This is a genomic window from Nocardia sp. NPDC057455, assembly GCF_042802775.1.
GTDB lineage: Bacteria > Actinomycetota > Actinomycetes > Mycobacteriales > Mycobacteriaceae > Nocardia.
The window spans coordinates 17,781-36,469 of record NZ_JBHVDM010000072.1 but is presented as its reverse complement, the minus strand read 5'-3'; the positions used below and the strand labels follow the sequence as shown (position 1 = coordinate 36,469).

The 18,689-nt window shown below is 68.4% G+C and carries 15 protein-coding genes; 5 read left to right on the top strand and 10 right to left on the bottom strand.

Annotation, left to right across the window (positions count from 1 at the left end; all coding sequences use genetic code 11):
- Window positions 1-139 precede the first annotated feature (139 nt).
- On the top strand, window positions 140-1,432 hold the full coding sequence (locus ACFU5M_RS24995) for an acetyl-CoA C-acyltransferase (protein ID WP_379053075.1): 1,293 nt from the start codon (window positions 140-142) through the stop codon (window positions 1,430-1,432).
- Between the two features lie 85 nt (window positions 1,433-1,517).
- On the opposite strand, the gene ACFU5M_RS24990 is transcribed toward ACFU5M_RS24995, so the two are convergent.
- The 7 genes from ACFU5M_RS24990 to ACFU5M_RS24960 all read right to left on the bottom strand — a co-directional run bounded on the left by ACFU5M_RS24990 (window position 1,518) and on the right by ACFU5M_RS24960 (window position 8,682).
- The gene (locus ACFU5M_RS24990; RefSeq protein ID WP_379053074.1) at window positions 1,518-1,688 is read right to left on the bottom strand and encodes a hypothetical protein; all 171 of its coding nucleotides are present in this window, start codon (window positions 1,686-1,688) and stop codon (window positions 1,518-1,520) included.
- A 145-nt stretch (window positions 1,689-1,833) separates the two neighbouring features.
- A complete protein-coding gene (gene bluB, locus ACFU5M_RS24985; RefSeq protein WP_379053072.1) occupies window positions 1,834-2,469 on the bottom strand; it encodes a 5,6-dimethylbenzimidazole synthase in 636 nt (211 codons plus the stop codon).
- Between the two features lie 113 nt (window positions 2,470-2,582).
- Window positions 2,583-3,839, bottom strand: coding sequence for a fatty acid desaturase family protein (locus tag ACFU5M_RS24980; RefSeq protein ID WP_379053070.1), 1,257 nt, complete (start codon window positions 3,837-3,839; stop codon window positions 2,583-2,585).
- A 99-nt stretch (window positions 3,840-3,938) separates the two neighbouring features.
- Window positions 3,939-5,375, bottom strand: a complete 1,437-nt coding sequence (locus ACFU5M_RS24975) for a fatty acid desaturase (protein WP_379053068.1) — start codon at window positions 5,373-5,375, stop codon at window positions 3,939-3,941.
- A 44-nt stretch (window positions 5,376-5,419) separates the two neighbouring features.
- Window positions 5,420-6,577: a ferredoxin reductase gene (locus ACFU5M_RS24970; RefSeq protein WP_379053066.1), complete on the bottom strand. Its 1,158-nt coding sequence runs from the start codon at window positions 6,575-6,577 to the stop codon at window positions 5,420-5,422.
- A 124-nt stretch (window positions 6,578-6,701) separates the two neighbouring features.
- Window positions 6,702-7,250 carry a DUF6912 family protein gene (locus tag ACFU5M_RS24965; RefSeq protein WP_379053077.1) on the bottom strand — a complete coding sequence of 183 codons (549 nt, stop codon included), beginning with the start codon at window positions 7,248-7,250 and terminating at the stop codon, window positions 6,702-6,704.
- A 10-nt stretch (window positions 7,251-7,260) separates the two neighbouring features.
- Window positions 7,261-8,682: a wax ester/triacylglycerol synthase family O-acyltransferase gene (locus ACFU5M_RS24960; protein ID WP_379053064.1), complete on the bottom strand. Its 1,422-nt coding sequence runs from the start codon at window positions 8,680-8,682 to the stop codon at window positions 7,261-7,263.
- A 423-nt stretch (window positions 8,683-9,105) separates the two neighbouring features.
- Here ACFU5M_RS24960 and secA point away from each other — a divergent pair, with 423 nt between their 5' ends.
- Complete coding sequence (gene secA / locus ACFU5M_RS24955; protein ID WP_379053062.1) at window positions 9,106-11,970, top strand: preprotein translocase subunit SecA; 2,865 nt, start codon at window positions 9,106-9,108, stop codon at window positions 11,968-11,970.
- Between the two features lie 51 nt (window positions 11,971-12,021).
- Here the strand turns inward: secA and ACFU5M_RS24950 are convergent, their stop codons facing one another.
- The 3 genes from ACFU5M_RS24950 to ACFU5M_RS24940 are packed head-to-tail and all read right to left on the bottom strand — an operon-like array spanning window position 12,022 to window position 14,820.
- Window positions 12,022-12,513 (bottom strand): hypothetical protein, encoded by a 492-nt coding sequence (locus ACFU5M_RS24950; RefSeq protein ID WP_379053060.1) that lies wholly within the window; start codon window positions 12,511-12,513, stop codon window positions 12,022-12,024.
- Window positions 12,514-12,523: 10 nt separating this feature from the next.
- Complete coding sequence (locus ACFU5M_RS24945; protein ID WP_379053058.1) at window positions 12,524-13,027, bottom strand: hypothetical protein; 504 nt, start codon at window positions 13,025-13,027, stop codon at window positions 12,524-12,526.
- On the bottom strand, window positions 13,024-14,820 hold the full coding sequence (locus ACFU5M_RS24940; RefSeq protein ID WP_379053056.1) for a peptidoglycan DD-metalloendopeptidase family protein: 1,797 nt from the start codon (window positions 14,818-14,820) through the stop codon (window positions 13,024-13,026). The genes ACFU5M_RS24945 and ACFU5M_RS24940 overlap by 4 nt, the downstream gene beginning before the upstream one ends.
- A gap of 473 nt (window positions 14,821-15,293) precedes the next feature.
- On the opposite strand from ACFU5M_RS24940, the gene ACFU5M_RS24935 reads away from it, so the two are divergent.
- The 3 genes from ACFU5M_RS24935 to ACFU5M_RS24925 are packed head-to-tail and all read left to right on the top strand — an operon-like array spanning window position 15,294 to window position 18,587.
- Window positions 15,294-15,908: a LuxR C-terminal-related transcriptional regulator gene (locus ACFU5M_RS24935; RefSeq protein ID WP_379053055.1), complete on the top strand. Its 615-nt coding sequence runs from the start codon at window positions 15,294-15,296 to the stop codon at window positions 15,906-15,908.
- 13 nt (window positions 15,909-15,921) lie between these two features.
- Window positions 15,922-16,545 (top strand): DUF4255 domain-containing protein, encoded by a 624-nt coding sequence (locus ACFU5M_RS24930; protein WP_379053053.1) that lies wholly within the window; start codon window positions 15,922-15,924, stop codon window positions 16,543-16,545.
- Window positions 16,542-18,587, top strand: a complete 2,046-nt coding sequence (locus tag ACFU5M_RS24925) for an ATP-binding protein (RefSeq protein WP_379053051.1) — start codon at window positions 16,542-16,544, stop codon at window positions 18,585-18,587. Before ACFU5M_RS24930 ends, ACFU5M_RS24925 begins: the two co-directional genes overlap by 4 nt.
- Window positions 18,588-18,689 lie beyond the last annotated feature (102 nt).

The following is an 18,689-nucleotide window of genomic DNA, read 5'->3' as shown; positions in this document are numbered from 1 at the left end:
GCTCAACGGCGCGCGGCGGACCGGTTCAGCGGCGGTGGAGGGGAGTGCCGCTACGTCGGGTTCACCGTCGGCGAAGGGGGTCGACGGTGAACTTACTTTGCAGTAAGTTGGTGGTTCGAGGCTTTCGAAAGGAAATCGCATGGCCACCAAAGCTGCTCGCCGTGCCGTGATCGTGTCCGGTGCGCGCACGCCGTTCCTGCGGGCGTTCACCGGATACACCCGGATGGATTCCATCGCGCTTGCCGACGCCGCGGTACGGGGACTGCTGGAGCGGACCGGGCTGCCGGGCGCGCACGTGGAGGCGATTGTCTGGGGCGGTGTCATCCTGCCCGGCGCGGCGCCGAACATCGCCCGGGAAATCGCGCTGGACTTGCGGCTGGACCCGGGTTGTGAGGGCTACACGGTGACCAGGGCCTGCGCCTCCGGGTTACAGGCGGTCACCTCGGCCGCGGCCGCGATCGAGCGGGGCGAGTACGACATCATGATCGCGGGCGGCAGTGATTCCACGTCGAATGCCGAGGTCAAACTGCCGCAGAAGGTCGTACACGCGGCGGCGCCGCTGGCGCTGGGCAAGCCGAAGCCGAAGGACTATCTCTCCGCGGTCGCACGCCTCGCGCCGTTCACCGATCTGCTGCCGAGCCGGCCCAGGATCGCCGAGCGCACCACCGGCGAGGTGATGGGCGAATCAGCCGAGAAGATGGCTCGTATCCACGGCGTGAGTCGCGCGGACCAGGACGAGTTCGCCGCCCGCTCGCACCACCGCGCGGCGGCCGCCATCGAGTCCGGCCGGTTCGATGACGAAGTATTGCGGGTCCGCACTCCCGAAGACGCGGAGATCCTGAGCGACGGTCTGGTGCGCGGTGACACCAGCATCGCGAAACTGGCCGCTCTGAAGCCGGTTTTCGCCGCGGACGGCAGCGTGACCGCAGGCAACGCCAGCCCGCTCACCGACGGGGCCGCCGCGGTGCTGTTGATGAGCGAGGAGAAAGCGCATGCACTCGGGTATCGGCCGTTGGCGGCGTTCCGGTCGTGGAGCTACGTGAGCGTCGACCCGACCGATCAGGTGCTGATCGGTCCCGCCATATCGATGCCTCGCGCGCTGGAGAAGGCCGGGATGTCATTGGACGACGCCGATCTCGTCGATATCCACGAGGCCTTCGCCGCTCAGACGTTGGCGGTGCTGAGCGCGCTGGCCAGCGACGAGTGGGCCAAGACCCGGCTGGATCGCGACACCGCGGTCGGTGCGGTGGATATCGACAAGCTGAACGTGCACGGTGGCTCGATCTCGCTCGGCCACCCGTTCGGGGCCACCGGGGCGCGCATGGTGACCACCATGGCCAACGAGCTGGCTCGCACGGGGAAGAACACGGCACTGCTGGGGATTTGCGCCGCGGGCGGCATCGGCGCGTCGGCGGTGCTCGAACGCGTTTGACCCGACCGGTGTGCCGTACCCGCCGGCCGACCGGGAGTCCCGCGCCGGTCGGCGGTCGCTCGGCTACCGCAGCCGGGCAGCGTCCTCAGGCCTTGCCGGTGCCGCCCCGCCGCTTACGCCCCTCGTCCGCGAGAATCCGCAGACAGGTCTGGTGCCTGGTCTCGCCGGGGGCGCCTTCCCGACGCAGGCGCAACGTCGCCTGTGCCAGATCGATGCCCAGCTCGCTCGACAGCCGAACAGCATCGACATTGGCCATGTGCAAAACCTCCTGGAACCGACGAAAACCACATGAAGAGCACTGCGTCAGAGGCAGTTTCGCCCATGTCGTACCCCGTGGGCATCCGATTGAACCATGAACGATCCACACATTTGCGTAACGATGCGCAACCGGGACGCGGAGATCAGCCGCGATAGATTTCGCGGTGCACCGCTTCCGTGAGCGGTCTGCCCGCGCGCCAGCCGAAGCGCTCGAGATCGGGGACGCGCTGGAATTCGTGCACCGGCCCGACGCACAGCCAGGCGACCGTGCGGACGCCCTCCGGGAGCCCGATCAGGTCGGACAGGAACCCGGGATCATAGAACGACACCCACCCGACGCCGACGCCTTCGGCGGTGGCCGCCAGCCAGAGGTTCTGGATGGCGAGAACCGCGGAGTAGATACCGGTTTCGGGCACCGTGGCCCGACCGAGCACCTGAGGTCCGCCGCGTTCGTGGTCGTAGCAGACCACGATCCCGGTACCGCTCTGCAGAATGCCCTCGATCTTGATCGGCTCGAAGGTGGCGGCACGCTCGGGCGGCAGCGCGTCCCGGAACTCGATGCGCTTGCGCGCCACATGGTCGGCGAACTCGCGCAGCGTCGCCGGATCGCGGACCACCACGAAATCCCAGGGCTGCGAATTCCCTACGCTGGGCGCGCGGTGTGCGGCATCCAGCAGCCGCCACAGCGTCGCCTCGTCCACGACGTCGCCGGTGAATTCCGCGCGCACGTCGCGGCGGCGCCGGATGGCCTCATAGACGCTAAGAACCTCAGGATGCACCGCCTGAGTCAATCAAATTCGGCGAACCCACCGCACATGGCCCGCCCGAGCGAACCATGCTATCCGTCGGCTCGGATTTCGGACCGAGCCGACGTCGCCGCGCGGGTCGGATCTCAGCGCGCCGCGGGCGTGCCGCGCCGGGCGAGCCGCCTGCGCCCCTGGGCGAGCGCGGTGCGCAGACCGCGACGCCTGCCGGTCACGGGATCGACGGTGGCTTTGGCGCTACCTCCGAACTTGCGTTCCGAGGCGGTCTCCGGCGCGTCGTCGGCGGTGGCCCGCAAGTACTTGTTGGGCAGCGCCAGCTTGAGAATGGTGCGCCATGCCTTGAAGTACTGCACCGGCAGCGAGCCGGTGGTGTAGGGCAGGTCGTATTTGTCGGCCAGCTCGCGCACCCGCACAGCGATATCGGCGTACCGGTTGCTGGGCAGGTCGGGGAACAAGTGGTGTTCGATCTGGTGACTCAGATTGCCGGTCATGAAGTGCAGGACCGGGCCGCCGGAGATGTTGGCGCTGCCGAGCATCTGGCGCAGATACCACTGGCCGTGCGTCTCGCCGTCGATGTCGGCCTTGGTGAACTTCTCCGCCCCGTCGGGGAAGTGCCCGCAGAAGATCACCGCGTTGGACCAGACGTTGCGGATCGCGTTGGCGGCCAGGTTGGCCGTCAGCGTGGAGAAGAACGCCGGACCGGTGAGGGCGGGGAAGACCACGTAATCCTTGAGGATCTGCTTGCCCATCTTGGTGAGCGCCTCGTCGCGCCTGCGCTCGAAATCGGCCCGCTCGGGGGAGCCGGGCTTGTACCGGCCCGCCGCCAGTTTGCCCAGCTCCAGGTGTTGGATGGCGACGCCGTACTCGAAGAACAGCTGCAACACCAGGTTGTAGATCGGGTTACCCAGGTTGAACGGCTTCCAGCGCTGGTCGCGCGTCACCCGCAGCAGGCCGTAGCCGATGTCGTCATCCATGCCGAGCACGTTGGTGTACTTGTGGTGCAGGTAGTTGTGGGTGTGCTTCCAGTGCTTTGCCGCACCGGTGTTGTCCCATTCCCACGAGCTGGAGTGGATCTCCGGATCGTTCATCCAGTCCCACTGCCCGTGCATGACGTTGTGCCCGATCTCCATGTTCTCGATGATCTTGGCGGTGCCGAGCAGGGCGACGCCGGCCAGCCACGCGGCGCGCACCGGGCTGGCGAACAGCACCGCCCGGCCGCTGATCTCGAGGGCTCGCTGCAACCTGATGACATTGCGGATGTACTTCGCGTCGCGCTCGCCGCGCGAGGCTTCGATTTCCCGCCGGATCGCGTCGAATTCCGCGCCGAGTGCTTCCACGTCGGCCTCGGTGAGATGTGCGTATTCCTTGACATCCGAGATCGCCATACGGGTTACTTTACCGTAAGTTACGAGAGCGTAGGTTGCGAGATGCGTCGCATGGATGTGTCAAATACCCTATTGCGATCCCGATGCTCGGCTGGTAAGTTACCGTACCCTTCGGCGAAGCCGAAAACGCTTGTCCCGCATGGCCTTTTCGCGTAGCGCGGCTTGTTCCTGGCGGGCTCGATCCTGAAATGCGACTGTAGCCTCGCGCAGCACCTGCCGCTCGTGTCCGGCCTTCTCTTTGAGGGCCGCCTTGGCCTCGCGCAGCATCTCCTTTTCCTGCCGTGCCTTCTCCTGCAACGCGACTTTCGCCTCGTGCAGCGCCGAACGCAGACCGCGCCGCTTGCCGGTCTCCGGATCAATGCGCAGCCAATGCGTGGAGTCCGCGCCCAGCGACGGCAGCGTGATTCCGGCGAACTTGCGTTCCGACGAGGTCTCGGGCGCGTTGTCGGCGGTCGCCTTGAGGAACCGGTCCGGCAGCGCCAGCTTGTGGATCGTGCGGAAGGCCAGCAGATACTGCTTGCCCAGCGACCCTGTGGTGTAGGGCAGGTCGTACTTGTCGCACAGCTCGCGCACCCGTGCCGCGATTTCGGGGTACCGGTTGCTCGGCAGGTCGGGGAACAGGTGGTGCTCAATCTGGTAGCAGAGGTTGCCGCTCATGAACGCCATAGCGGGCCCCGCTTTGAAGTTCGCGCTGCCGAGCATCTGGCGCAGGTACCACTCGCCGCTGGTCTCGTTCTCCAGCTGCTCGACGGTGAACTTCTCCGCGCCGTCGGGGAAATGGCCGCAGAAGATCACCGCGTACGCCCACAGGTTGCGCACCAGGTTCGCCGCCGCGTTCGCCTTCAGCGTGTGCTTGAACGCCGGACCCGTGAGCGCGGGGTAGATCAGATAGTCCTTGGCCACCTGGCGCCAGATCTTGCGGGCGAACTCCACATTGGGCCCGGAAGCGACTTCCCAGGGCGGCGTGTCCGCCAGTTCCTTCTCGATGCTCCAGTCGTGCAGCGCGATGCCCCACTCGAAGGTCGCGGCGAGCAGCAGGTTGGCCAGCGGCTGCACCAAGTTGATCGGCCGCCACTGCTCGTCGCGGGTCATCCGCAGGATGCCGAACCCGAGATCCTCGTCCTTGCCCAGGACGTTGGTGTAGGTGTGGTGGGAGTAGTTGTGCGCACGGCGCCACTGCGCGGAGGGGCCGGTCATGTCCCACTCCCACGAGCTGGAGTGGATCTCCGGGTCGTTCATCCAGTCCCATTGCCCGTGGCTGATGTTGTGCCCGAGCTCCATGTTCTCGATGATCTTGGCGACCGACAGCAGTGCGGTGCCGGTCAGCCACGCCCAGCGGTTGCGGCTGCCGAACAGCACGGCGCGGGCCGCCACTTCGAGACCGCGTTGCGCCGCGATCGCGCGCCGGATGTACTTCGCGTCGCGCTCGCCACGGGACAGCTCGACCGAACGCCGGATGGAATCCAGCTCCTGCCCCAGTGTCTCGATATCGGCCGCCGTCAGGTGGGCAAACGTCTTGATGTCGGTGATGGCCACCGGGGTCCTTTCATACTCGATCCACCTCGAGGGTACCTGGTGAACTACACGTCCAGGGTGCAGTCGCCCGCCGCCGCCGAGATGCACGTCTGCACCTTGTCGCCTTCCCGGCGCTCCTCACCGTTGCGCAGGTCGCGTGCGTGGCCGGAGGACAACGTGACCACGCAGGTCTGGCAGATGCCCATCCGGCAGCCGAACGGCATCTGCACGCCGACGGACTCACCGGCCTCGAGCAGGCTGGTGGCGCCGTCCGCATCGACGGTACGGCCGGTCTTGCCGAAGGTGACCGTGCCGCCCTCGCCCACCGCGGAGCGCTCGATTTCGAAGCGCTCCACGTGCAGCCGGTCCGACAGGCCCGCCTCGCGCCAGTGGTTCTCGATCTCGTCGAGCATCCCGGCCGGGCCGCATGCCCAGGTCTGTCGTTCGCGCCAATCCGGGAACTCGGTATCGAGTTCGGCGAGTGCGAATTTTCCCTTCTCGGCGGTGAGATGCAGACGGGTGTGGAAGCTCGGGTTGCGCTCGTGCAGCGCGCTCAGCTCCGCACCGAACATCACGTCTTCGGCGGTCCGGGCCGAGTGCAGGTGCGTCACATCCGTGAACAGCTCGCGACGGTCCATCGCGCGCAGCATGGACATCACCGGGGTGATACCGCTGCCCGCGGTGAGGAACAACACCTTCTCCGGCGGCGGGTACGGCAACACGAATCCGCCCTGCGGGGCGGCCAGCCGGACGATGGTGCCGACCGGCACGCCGCTGACCAGGTGGCTGGACAAAAAGCCTTCCGGCATCGCCTTCACGGCGATGGAGATCAGCCGCTTACCGCCGTGGCCGGGCACCGACCAATTCGGCGGACAGGTGAGCGAATACGAGCGCCAATGCCAGCGTCCGTCGACCAGCATGCCGATGCCGATGTACTGGCCGGGCAGGTATTTGAAGTCGAAGCCCCAACCCGGCTGGATCACCAGCGTCGCGGAGTCGGCGGTTTCCTTGCGCACCTCCACGATGCGTCCACGCAGTTCGCGAGCCGACCACAACGGGTTGGCCAGGTGCAGGTAGTCGTCCGGCAGCAATGGCGTTGTCACCCGCGCCACGGCGCCACGCAGCACGTTCAGCTTGCCGCCGCGCTCGGCGACGCTTGCGGCGGGCGCCTCCAGCCACGCGCGGACGCTTCGGACGGAAAAGCTCCCAATTTTCGAACCCATCGCTGCCGTTGATCTCCCTGTCGTCGGATGCGCAGGCCGCCGTCTCGCCGGTCGGAGGCCTCGCCAGCAAGGTTACGGCATCGTAGGTTATGGCGGCGGGCGAGGCCGCGTACCTCGTCGCGATTCAGAGCAGTTCGAGCAGGAACGGCAGCTCTTGAGCGGCATACCAGGCCAATTGATGGTCCTCGGCGTCCCCGAGGACGAACTCCGCGTCGGTGTCGCCGAGATCGGCGGCGTCCACCACGTCGACGGCCTTGGCCACCTGCGGTTCGGCGTCGGCGAGATCGACGTGCACCGAGGCGATCTGCTGATAGCCGATCGGACCCGCCAGCCGGACCACCGCGTCGTCGAGGTCGGGCCGCAGTTTCGCCCCGGTCACGTCGGCGGCGATCACCGCGCGGCGATAGACAGGGCTGCCGCCCGCGGGCGGCGCGGCCTCGTTCTCGGAATCCTCCGACGATCCGATCGCCTCGCGTTCGGCGGCGAGCAGCCGCAGCGAGGCGCGGGCGGCCTCGTTCATGGCGACTTCGCCCAGCTCCTCCTCGTCGCCGGAGGCGTAGGCCTCGCGCAGGGCGGGCGTCACCGCGAACGCGGTCCCTCCGACGGCGGCCAATTCCCGGTTCTCGACCAGCTCGCGCAGCATCGGCACCGTAGCCGGGATGTAGACCCGCAGCTTGTTCTGATCAGACGCAGGCACCGAGCATCTCCTCCATGGAATCGCGCACCGCCGTGGCGAGCACGCCGATATCGGCCATCGCGTCGCGGTCGGCGTTGAGACCGTAGAACACCCGTCCGTCGTAGGACGTGATCCCGATACTCGACGCTTGATTGCGCAGCAGTGGCGACACCGGGTACATCTCCAGCATCCGCGCGCCGCCGATGTACATCGGCGCCTGCGGACCCGGCGCGTTGGTGATCACCAGATTGAACGTGTGTTCTGCGAACGTACTCGCCGCGCGCACACTCATCGCGTGCAGGCTGGCCGGAGCGAAACCGGCCAGGTGCACGAGGGTACGCGCGCGGACGCCGCGCCGCTGACGTCCGTTCGATTCGGTCGCGTGCGCGATGTGCGACAGCCGCATCACCGGGTTCGGTTCGCCGACCGGCAGATCGATCAGGAACGACGACACCTCGCTCGCCGATTGCGCCTGCTCGCCGTCTGCTCCCTCGACGTAAACCGACATCGGCACCACCGCCCGCAGCGCGGTCGACTCGGTGAGCGCTTCCCCGCGCGAAAGCAGCCAGTTGCGCAGTGCGCCGGTCACCACCGCGAGGATCGCGTCGTTGATCGAGCAGCCGAAACGCTTGCGGATGGTGCGGTAGTCCGCCAGGTCGGTGCGCACCACGTCGAAGCGCCGGTTCCGCGAGGTACGGGTGTTCAGGGGACTGGCGGGCGCACCGGTCGCCGCGGTGCGTACCGCGGCGACCAGGGACTCGACCGCCTTGCCCGCCGTCCCGAGCACCGCGAACGCACCCGCGCTCGCGTCGCGGGCCACTTCCAGCGCCTTGCGTGGCTGCGCGGCGAGATCGGCCAGCGCGCCCACCAGCAGTTCGACCTCGCCGGGCTCGCGCGGCGCGATCCAGTCGTCACCGGCCAATTCGCGCGGCGCGGGCCCCGCGTCGAGGATGACGTGACCGATCTCCAGCGCGGTGTCCCCGTCCACCAGGGCGGAATGCGTCTTGGTGAAGATCGCGCAGCGGCCATCGGACAGCCGTTCGATCAGGTACATCTCCCATAGCGGCCGGGCCGGGTCCAAGGGGTGTGAGGTGAGCCGGGCGACCAGGTCGTGCAGTTGCTCGTCGGTGCCGGGACCGGGGAGCGCCGAGCGCCGGATGTGGTAGGTGATATCGAACCGGCTGTCCTCGACCCAGACCGGCCGCCCGAGCGACAGCGGGATCTCACGCACCTTGCGGCGGTACCTCGGCACCATCGGAAGCCTGCTCTCGACCAGGTCGACCAGCCGGTCGTAGTCCAGAATCGTCCGGCCCGCGCCGTCACCGGGTTCGGTGTTCCGCACGATCGCGAGAGAGCCGATATGGACCGGATTGCTACTCGACTCGAGCCGGTAGAAGGCCGTGTCCTGCGGCGTCAGTCTCGTGATCACGCTGCCCGGTACTCCTTTTCCCGATGCCGTCCCCGCTTCATTGTGCTGCCGCAGCAACCGTTTCCCGGGCTTTGCGACAATTCCGACGAATTCTGTACACCCTATTCCCGCGCCCGCGGGTTCCGTGGCATGCAGGCCCGCTCGAACTCGGCGATTCGATTCGATCACAGCGCGCACCGAGATGCACGATGGAAACGTCCGCAACGGCGGCCGCTCGGATGCGAGTCATAGAGTGGCCGGGAACGCCGCGACGGAGTCGCGGCCGAACCGGCACAGCCGAGAACACGCAGCGCCGCAGGCGCTGGCATCCGACAGAGCATTACCATGAGAGTTGCAGCGGATTCCGCGCAACCGCGTGGGCCCGCACCGGCCCGGGGGCCGACGACACGATTTGACACACCGACCAGAGGACTGACGAGACCCGTGCCTGCGCTGACACTGACGAGGTTGCTACGGATTGGTGAGGGTCGCATGGTCAAGCGGCTCGCGCATTTCGCCGACCAGGTCCTCGCCCTCGAACCGGACTACGAAGACCTCAGCGACGCCGAGCTACGGGCCAAAACGGACGAGTTCCGCGAACGCTACGCCGAGATGGCCGAGGAAGGCGAGACCGATCCACTCGGCCAGCTGATGGCCGAGGCGTTCGCGGTGGCGCGTGAGGCGTCCTGGCGGGTGCTCAACCAGAAGCACTACAAGGTGCAGATCATGGGTGGCGCCGCGCTGCATACGGGCAATATCGCCGAGATGAAGACCGGTGAGGGCAAGACCCTCACCTCGGTGCTGCCCGCCTACCTGAACGCGATCAGCGGTGACGGTGTGCACGTTGTCACCACCAACGACTACCTGGCCAAGCGTGACTCCGAGTGGATGGGCCGCGTGCACCGCTTCCTCGGCCTCGAGGTTGGCGTGATCCTGTCCGGCATGAGCCCCGCGCAGCGGCGGGTGGCCTACGGCGCCGACATCACCTACGGCACGAACAACGAGTTCGGCTTCGACTACCTGCGCGACAACATGACGCACTCGCTGGACGACCTGGTGCAGCGCGGGCACAACTTCGCCGTCGTCGACGAGGTCGACTCCATCCTCATCGACGAGGCGCGCACCCCGCTGATCATCTCCGGCCCGGCCGACGCCTCCTCGAAGTGGTACGCCGAGTTCGCGCGCATCGCGCCGCTGCTGAAGAAGGATCTGCACTACGAGGTCGACATCAAGAAGCGCACGATCGGCGTGCACGAGGCGGGCGTCGAGTTCGTCGAGGACCAGCTCGGCATCGACAACCTCTACGAGGCCGCCAACTCGCCGCTGGTGAGCTACCTGAACAACGCCATCAAGGCCAAGGAGCTCTACGCCCGCGACAAGGACTACATCGTCCGCGACGGCGAGGTGATCATCGTCGACGAGTTCACCGGCCGCATCCTGGTCGGGCGCCGCTACAACGAGGGCATGCACCAGGCGATCGAGGCCAAGGAAGGGGTGGAGATCCAGCCGGAGAACCAGACCCTGGCCACGATCACGCTGCAGAACTACTTCCGCCTCTACGACAAGCTCTCCGGCATGACCGGCACGGCCGAGACAGAGGCCGCCGAGCTGCACCAGATCTACAACCTCGGCGTGGTTCCCATCCCGACCAACAAGCCGATGATCCGCGCCGATCAGTCCGACCTGATCTACAAGACGGAGGAAGCCAAGTTCTCCGCCGTGGTCGACGACGTCACCGAGCGGCACGAGAACGGTCAGCCGGTGCTGATCGGCACCACCAGCGTCGAGCGCTCGGAGTACCTGTCCAAGCAGTTCACCAAGCGCGGCATCCCGCACAACGTGCTGAACGCGAAGTTCCACGAGAAGGAAGCCGAGATCATCGCCGAGGCAGGCAGGCCGGGCGCGGTGACCGTCGCGACGAACATGGCAGGTCGCGGTACCGACATCGTGCTCGGTGGCAACCCGGACATCATCGCCGACATCCTGCTGCGCAAGCAGGGCTTCGACCCGGTCGAGACGCCGGAGGAGTACGAGCGCGCCTGGCTGCCCACCCTGGACCAGGTGAAGGCCCAGACCGCCGAGGACGCCGACGCGGTGCGCGATGCGGGCGGCCTCTACGTACTCGGCACGGAGCGGCACGAGTCGCGCCGCATCGACAACCAGCTGCGCGGCCGCTCCGGTCGGCAGGGTGACCCGGGTGAGTCCCGCTTCTACTTGTCGCTCGGGGACGAGCTGATGCGCCGGTTCAACGGCGCCGCGCTGGAAGCGATCATGACGCGGCTGAACCTGCCCGACGACGTGCCGATCGAGGCGAAGATGGTGTCCAAGGCCATCAAGAGCGCGCAGACACAGGTCGAGCAGCAGAACTTCGAGATCCGCAAGAACGTCCTCAAATACGACGAGGTGATGAATCAGCAGCGCACCATCATCTACGGTGAGCGCAATCGGATCCTGCGCGGCGAGGACATGGAAGGCCAGGTCCAGGGCATGATCGCCGACGTGATCACCGCCTACGTGGACGGCGCCACCGCCGAGGGCTACGTCGAGGACTGGGATCTGGACAAGCTGTGGACGGCGCTGAAGACGCTGTACCCGGTGAGCCTGGACTACCGGGAGCTGACCGGCGAGACCGCTGTCGGCGAAGCGGGCGAGCTGACGCGCGAGGAGCTGCTCGAGGCGCTGCTGGACGACGCCCACGACGCGTACGAGCGCCGCGAGGCCGAGATCGACGGCTTGGCGGGCGAGGGCAGCATGCGCAATCTGGAACGGCAGGTGCTGCTGTCGGTGCTCGACCGCAAGTGGCGCGAGCACCTCTACGAGATGGACTACCTCAAGGAGGGCATCGGCCTGCGCGCGATGGCGCAGCGCGACCCGCTCGTGGAGTACCAGCGCGAGGGCTTCGACATGTTCACCGCGATGCTCGACGGTCTCAAGGAGGAGTCGGTCGGCTTCCTGTTCAATCTGCAGGTCGAGGTGCAGCAGCCGCAGCCGGAAGGCGTCGCCGTCGGCCCCGGCCTGCGTTCGCCGGTCGGAGCACCGCCCGCCCCGCCCGCTCTGCCCACCGAGGAGGCTCGGGTCGCCAACGGGCACGCCGCGCCGGCGGCCCTGCGTGCCCGGGGAATCGATGAGACCGCCCCGCGCGGTTTCAGCTACTCCGGCCCCGACGAGGGCGGCCGTGCCGCGGTGCACAGCGACGCCGAGGAATACGGCGCGGACGGTGGTCCGCAGCCCACCCGCCGCGAGCGTCGCGAGGCGGCCCGCGCGGAGTCGAAGGGTCGGCGCGGCCCGAAGTCCCGTCGCCGCCACTGATCCGCTGAAACACGAAGGCGCCTGAGATCTTCTCGGGCGCCTTCGTTGTTATCAGACGAATTCGATCGACGCTATGCGCCAGCCTTGATCGGTGCGCTGGACGAGAACGCGGGCGTCGAGGCTGGTGGTTTCGACGATCTTTCCTTCGGGCGTCTTGACGGCCTGGGTGATCAGTACGAGCCGGTCGATGCGGTCCGGGCCGTCGGGGGTGTGCTCGGTGCCCATGACCAGGACGGTCGCTTCGACACCGGAGCGGTCGCGAGCCCACTGGTCCCATTGCGCGCCCGGGCCTCGTTCGGTGCTGTTGCCCGATTCGGCGGCGAGTTCGGTGGTGAGCCAAGGTGCCGCGCGGCGGTAGGCGTCGGCCCGGCTCCGGTCGGGGCCAGGGTGCCAGGTGAACATCGTCTGCAACCCGGAGCGGATGGTGGCGATCGCCTCTTTGTCGCCCTCGTGGGCGTCGCTGCCGGTGGGGTCGGAGCAGCCGACGGCGAGGGTCGCGGCCAGCAGTGCCGCGAGCATGAGCGTGAACCGCAGGATGGACACGGCAACCTCCTCAGAAGCGCACCGCTTGGACGCGCCAGCCTTGCTCGGTCTGGATCACGGTGGCCCAGGCGGTCATCTCGATGGTGTCGATCGGATGTCCGTCCGGATCGGCGATGGTCTGGTTGATCAGCACGACGCGATCGATGCGGCCGGGCCGGTCGGGCGGATGCTCGTCGCTGGAGACGTCGACCGCGACCCGCACCGTCGCGCCGGCCTTCGCCCAGGCGTTCCACTGGGTCTTGGAGCCGCCCTCGGTACGGTCGCGTGCGCGGGCCCCGAGCTGATCGGTGAGGTAGGGACGGGCACGGGCATAGGCGTCTTCGGGGGAGGTGTCCGTGCTCGGACGCCAGCCGAACATCGTCGTGAGAGCGTCACGCAGGACGATCTGCGGGTCGGCGGTCTCGACGGCGGTGAGCGGGGCGGGCAGCGGCAAGCCCGGCACAGTTCCCGCGCAACCGACCGCCACCAGTGCCACCAGTGCTCCCAGTAGGACGCTCGACAGGTTTCGAGTCATGACACACTCCGGATCTTCGCGCCAGCCGGGATCGGCGCCTCGGTGACCTTGCCGTCCTCGACCGACGCGTGGATCATCTTCCCGTCGCCGATCGCGATGCCGACGTGGCGTGGCGTCCCGTTCGGTCCGAAGTCGGTGTAGACGAGCACGCCCGGTCCGGCCCGGTCGGCGGGCAGTTCCTGTCCTTTCGTCCACTGCTGCTGGACGGTGCGGGGGAGCGTCACCGCCCCACCGGTGGCGACATAGGCCACATAGGTGGCCAGGCCCGGCGAATCGAAGCCGCCCTCGGTGGGGCCCTTGGTGTTTCCGCCGCCCCAGGTGTACGCGGTGCCGAGGTACTGCTCGGCCGCCTCCACCGTCTTGGCAGTGTTCTCGGGGTTCCGGCCGGCGGTCGTGGAGAAATCGCTCGCGGCGAATTCGCGTTCGAAGGCGCGGATCTTGCGCACGTACGGCTGGGTCTGGGTGGTGTATTCGCCGCCCGAAGGCATGCCACGCGCCGCCTGTACCGCCCCGAACCCCGCGTTGTATGCGGCCAGCGCCAGGTCGACAACATCTCCGCGCAGGTGGCCGCTGGTGACGCCCGCCGACGAGTCGCGCCAGTTCTTGCACATGAAATGAGCTTGGGCGACAACGGCGTCGGCGATGCTGTTGATGTCGGCGCGGCCGTCGCCGTCCGCGTCCACCTGCCAGGTCTCCCAGGTGCCGGGCAGGAATTGCGCCGGTCCCATGGCGCCACTCGACGAAACGGGAGCGGCGGGCCCGTGCCGGAAGTTGTTCTCCGCCTTCAGCTGTCCGGCGAGCAGCGGTGCGGTGATACCGCTGCCGGGACAGTCCGCGGCGCCTTTGCGCAACCACGGCACGAACTCCGCCGGAATCTTGCCCGGCGCGAGCCCGGCGCCGGGGCGTACGGCGCAGTCGGCGATCGAATGCGCGATCTTCAACGCCGATTGATCGGCCGCCGGGGCCGCCTGATCGAGCAGGGGAGCCGGGTCGACGAACTTGCCGTTCTGCAGCCTGCCGCCCTGCCACAGTTCGAAATGCAGGTGGGGACCGCTGGACGCGCCGTTGCTCCCGACATCGGCGATGTGCTGGCCTGCCTTCACGACGTCGCCGGTGGCGACGTGCATGCCGTCGTCGTACATGTGCCCGTAGACGGTCGAGACCAGGCCATCGGACGTCGTCGAGTCGACCACGATCCAGTTGCCGAAGCCCGTCGCCTGCCCCGCGGCGACCACCCGGCCGTCCAGCGCCGCGAAGATCGGGGTGCCGCGCTCGGCCGCCAGATCCATGCCGCGGTGGAACTCGCCGCCGCGGATGCCGAAGGGGGACGAGACGGTGTAGCTGCCCTTCGCCATCGGCCCGTTGAGCACGACGCACGGTGGTGGCTGCGAAAGATCGAGCGGCAGAGCGCGTTCCGGTGGACGGTAGTGCACCGGGGCCGGTGGTTGCTGGGGATCGGGCGGGGGAGGTGGGGGCGCGGACGTCGTGGTGTGGTCGGGCACGGTCGTCGTCGGAGGGGCGTTGGTGATCGTCGTGCCGGTCGTCGTCGTGGTGCAGGAGTCGGGCGCGGCCGTCGCGGTGGTCGTCGGGCACGCGGTGGGTGTGGTGAGGCAGGCTCGGCCGCCGGCAGTCGTCTGTCCCGCCGTCCCGCACACCGGCGTGGCGGACGGTCCCGGTGTCGTCGCTGTGACCGACGCGTCGGCCGTTGTGCTCGGCAGAGTCGTTGTCGTCGCACGCGCCGCCGTGGTCGTCGGCGGGGCGGGGCGGGTGGGGACAACGGGTTCCGTGGTCACCGGCGCGGAACGTGCGGGCGGTGCCGGCGCGGGAGTGACCACCGGCTGCGAGGTGATCGGCTCGGCCCAGGCGCGCGCTCCTCGATCGGCGAGGAAAGGCGCCGGCGTAATGCAGACGAACACGACCGGCGCGGCCACTGCTACGAGCAGTGCCAGCGAGCCGGACAGGCGGAGAGTTCTGCGTCGGTGTCGGACCATCGTCGGTGTTCCCGCGGTAGAAGAAGGCGGACGCCACACAGAGTCGCGCCGTTGCGCTGGGCTCGCATCCGCCCCTTTCGGCGACAGCCGTGCCGCACAACCGCGCTCGCGGTGCTCCTCGCCGCTTCCGACCTGCGCCGATGCCCGGGAAGACCGTGCCCGAACGGGCAACGACCTGCGCGTTTAGTCCCCGTTCAATGCACGGTTAGTGGTCCGCGCAGGCTCGATGTCAGGCGCCGAGTAGGGCCGGCGCCGGAGTATCCGAAAGGTGCACGATGGACAGAATCGCGATCTATGTGGAAGCGCGAGACCCGATCTCTCGAGCGGGCCTGATCGCTCAATTGCGGCCGCGCACGGAGATCTCCGTCGTCGACGATCCGGCCCGCGCGCTGGTCGCGCTGGTGGTCGCCGACACGGTCGACGAGCAGACGTTGCGCGTGCTGCGCCGGATGCAGCGCGACGGCAGGCGACCGGTCCTGGTGGCCGCCGACTTCGACGAACACAGTCTGGCGGCGGCCGTCGAAGCCGGGATCGCGGGGCTGGTGCGCCGCCAGGACGCCACCCCGGAACGCCTGACGCATGCGGTGTGCGCCGCGGCCCGCGGCGAGGGGACCGTGCCGCCCGATCTGCTCGGCAGGCTGCTCGACCAGGTCGGCCGCCTGCAGCGGCAGATGTTGCACCCGCGCGGGCTCAGCCTCACCGGGCTGACCCACCGGGAGATCGAAATCCTGCGCTTGGTCGCCGAGGGCGACGACACGGCCGAGATCGCCGCCAAACTCTGCTATTCCCAGCGCACCATCAAGAACGCGCTGCACGACATCACCAGCAGGCTGCAGTTGCGCAATCGGTCACACGCGGTCGCCTACGCGCTGCGCCAAGGTTTGATCTAGGGCGGGTGGCACAGTGTTCGTCGAGGTGGACGAGGCGCTGCGGGCGCTGGTCGGCGCGGACGCCGTCGACCGCAACGAGGTCGACGTGGTGTTCGACGCGCCGACGAAAGAGTGGGCGGCGCGGCGTAATGCGCCGACGGTCAACCTGTTTCTCTACGACATCCGCGAGGATCTGCGCCGTCGGCAGCGCGGCCTGATCAACGAGTACGACGACAATCGAGTCGTCGTGCGCAGGCATCAGGGGCCGCGATATTTCAAGCTCTCGTACCTCATCACGGCGTGGACGCAGCGGCCGGAGGACGAGCACCGCCTGCTGTCCGCGCTGCTGTCGTGCTTCCTGCGCCACGACTCGATTCCGGGTGAGTCGCTGAGCGGAACGCTGGCCGAGATCGGTCTTCCCGTGGCGCTGAACATCGCGTTGCCTCCGCCGGAGGACCGGTCGTTCGCGGACGTCTGGTCGGCGCTGGGCGGCGAGTTGAAGCCATCGCTCGATCTGGTGGTCACCGCGCCCGCGGACGCAGGCCGCTCGATACCGGCGGCCGCGCCCGCACGCGAGGGTGTTTCGGTCGGGATGCGCGACCGGCGCGGCTCGGCTGCCGACGCGCCGCGCGGCAGAGCTATGGAGCAGCGGCCGTGAGCACCGCGAGCCTGCGTCATCTGCTCGCCCGTCTGGCTGTCATCGAGGCACGGGTACGGCGCGCGGTGGCGCAGCGGCGCGCGGACGATCCGCAACCGGATGACCCGTTCCGCGGCCTGTATTTGTCCGACGACGCGGTCGACCGGTTGCTGAACTCGGCGCGTGAGCCGCTCGCCGCCGATCCGCTGGAGTCGCGACGCGCCGCCGAAGCGGAAGCGGCTGCCGCGGCGGCGCGTTCCGCGGGTGAGCGGGTGCGTCTGGCCTGGGTGATCGAGGAATTCGGGCTGGACGGGCTCGACGCCGAAATCCTCTTGGTAGCACTCGCACCGGATGTGGACGCCCGCTTCGAATGGCTCTACGGCTACCTCAACGACGATGTGACGCGGCGCAGAGCCACGGTGGGGCTGGCGCTTTCGCTCTGTGGCGTGCCCGCGGCGGCCGCTGCCGGACGCGCGCGCTTCAGCGCCGAGAGCGCGCTGGTCCGGGGCGGGCTGGTGACGATGGACGACACCGACCGTCCGTTGCTGGCGCGGACGTCGCGTGTGCCGGACCGCGTCGTGGCGTACCTGCTCGGCGATGACGCGCCCGCTCCCGAGCTGTCGCAGGCAATCGTCTCCGCCCCACCCGAATCCGACCAGCCCGACGAGCGGTTGGTCGCTGCCCTGTCCAATCGGCAAGTGGTGGTTTACCTGCGCGAACGGCCCGGTGGCGGCGGTACGGCGGTCGCTGTGACGGCAGCACGCCACCTCGGTCGCGGCGTCCTGATCGTGGACCTCTCCCTGGTCGTCGACCAGCCGGCCGTCCTTCCGGCGGCGATGCTCGAGGCGCGCCTGTCCGGCGCCGTGCTGGTGGCCGCGGGGGTCGACGGACTCGCCGAGCGGCCCGAGATCATCCGTGCGCTCGCGGACGCCGAGGCGACCGTCGTGCTGGTGGGCAGCGCGGTGTGGGACCCGGCGTGGGCCCGGCGCCAGCCGGTGCCGCTCGACGTCGATCCGCCCAGCGCCGGGGACCGCTCTCGGATGTGGCAAACCGTCCTCTCCGACCGATTGCACGGCGGGCTCGATGCGGCGCGAGCGACCATGCAATTCGTGCTGACCCCGGAACAGGTCGTTCGAGCCGCCGCCGCGGCTACGACCCGGGCCGAACTCGCCGGGCGCCCGGTGTCCGTCGAAGATCTGCGCTTCGGCGCCCGCGCTCAGAACAGCGCCGGGCTCGAGCGGCTGGCCCGGCGCATCGAACCGTCGGTCGGCTGGCCGGATCTGGTACTGCCGCAACCGGTGCTGAGCCAACTGCGCGAGGTGGCGTTGCGCGCCCGGCAACGCGCCGTGGTGCTCGACGAATGGCGGATGCGCCCGGGCGGCGGGCGAGGGCGCGGCGTGACCGCGCTGTTCACCGGGGACTCCGGGACCGGCAAGACGATGTCGGCGGAGGTGATCGCGGCAGATCTCGGCCTCGATCTCTACACGGTGAATCTCGCGACCGTCGTGGACAAGTACATCGGCGAGACCGAGAAGAATCTGGAGCGCATCTTCGTCGCGGCGGCCGGGGTCAACGCGGTGCTGTTGTTCGACGAGGCGGACGCTCTGTTCGGCCGTCGTACCGAGGTGCGTGACTCACACGACCGGTACGCCAACATCGAAAGCGCCTATCTGCTCCAGCGGATGGAATCGTTCGACGGCCTGGCCATCCTGGCGACCAACCTGCGCGCCAACCTCGACGACGCGTTCACCCGGCGCTTGGACGTGGTGGTGAACTACCCGACGCCGGACGAGGAGGCGCGCCGCAGCCTGTGGGAGCGCTGCGTCGGCACCAGAATCCCGCGCAGTGACGACCTCGACTTCGACTTCTGTGCCCATGCCTTCGAGTTGTCCGGCGGCAATATCCGTTCGGCGGTGATCACCGCGGCCTATTTGGCCGCGGGCGCCGGACGTGAACTGTGCACCGCCGATCTCGTCGCGGGCGTGCACCGGGAATACCGCAAGCTCGGCAGACTCACGCTGGCCAGGGAATTCGGGCCTTACCACGACTCCGTGCGCCAGTAGTGCCCGCAGGGGCAGATTCCGGTGCCCCAACGGGCAGGAAGTGCTTCCCTCGCGCCGTCACGTCGGCCGACTGTCCCCGCCGTCACCCCGGCCGATACTCGA

Coding starts and splice junctions, on each gene's coding strand:
- ACFU5M_RS24995 (WP_379053075.1), top strand. CDS start 140: ATGGCCACCAAAGCTGCTCGCCGTGCCGTGATCGTGTCCGGTGCGCGC.
- ACFU5M_RS24990 (WP_379053074.1), bottom strand. CDS start 1,688: ATGGCCAATGTCGATGCTGTTCGGCTGTCGAGCGAGCTGGGCATCGAT.
- ACFU5M_RS24980 (WP_379053070.1), bottom strand. CDS start 3,839: ATGGCGATCTCGGATGTCAAGGAATACGCACATCTCACCGAGGCCGAC.
- ACFU5M_RS24970 (WP_379053066.1), bottom strand. CDS start 6,577: ATGGGTTCGAAAATTGGGAGCTTTTCCGTCCGAAGCGTCCGCGCGTGG.
- ACFU5M_RS24945 (WP_379053058.1), bottom strand. CDS start 13,027: ATGACTCGAAACCTGTCGAGCGTCCTACTGGGAGCACTGGTGGCACTG.
- ACFU5M_RS24935 (WP_379053055.1), top strand. CDS start 15,294: ATGGACAGAATCGCGATCTATGTGGAAGCGCGAGACCCGATCTCTCGA.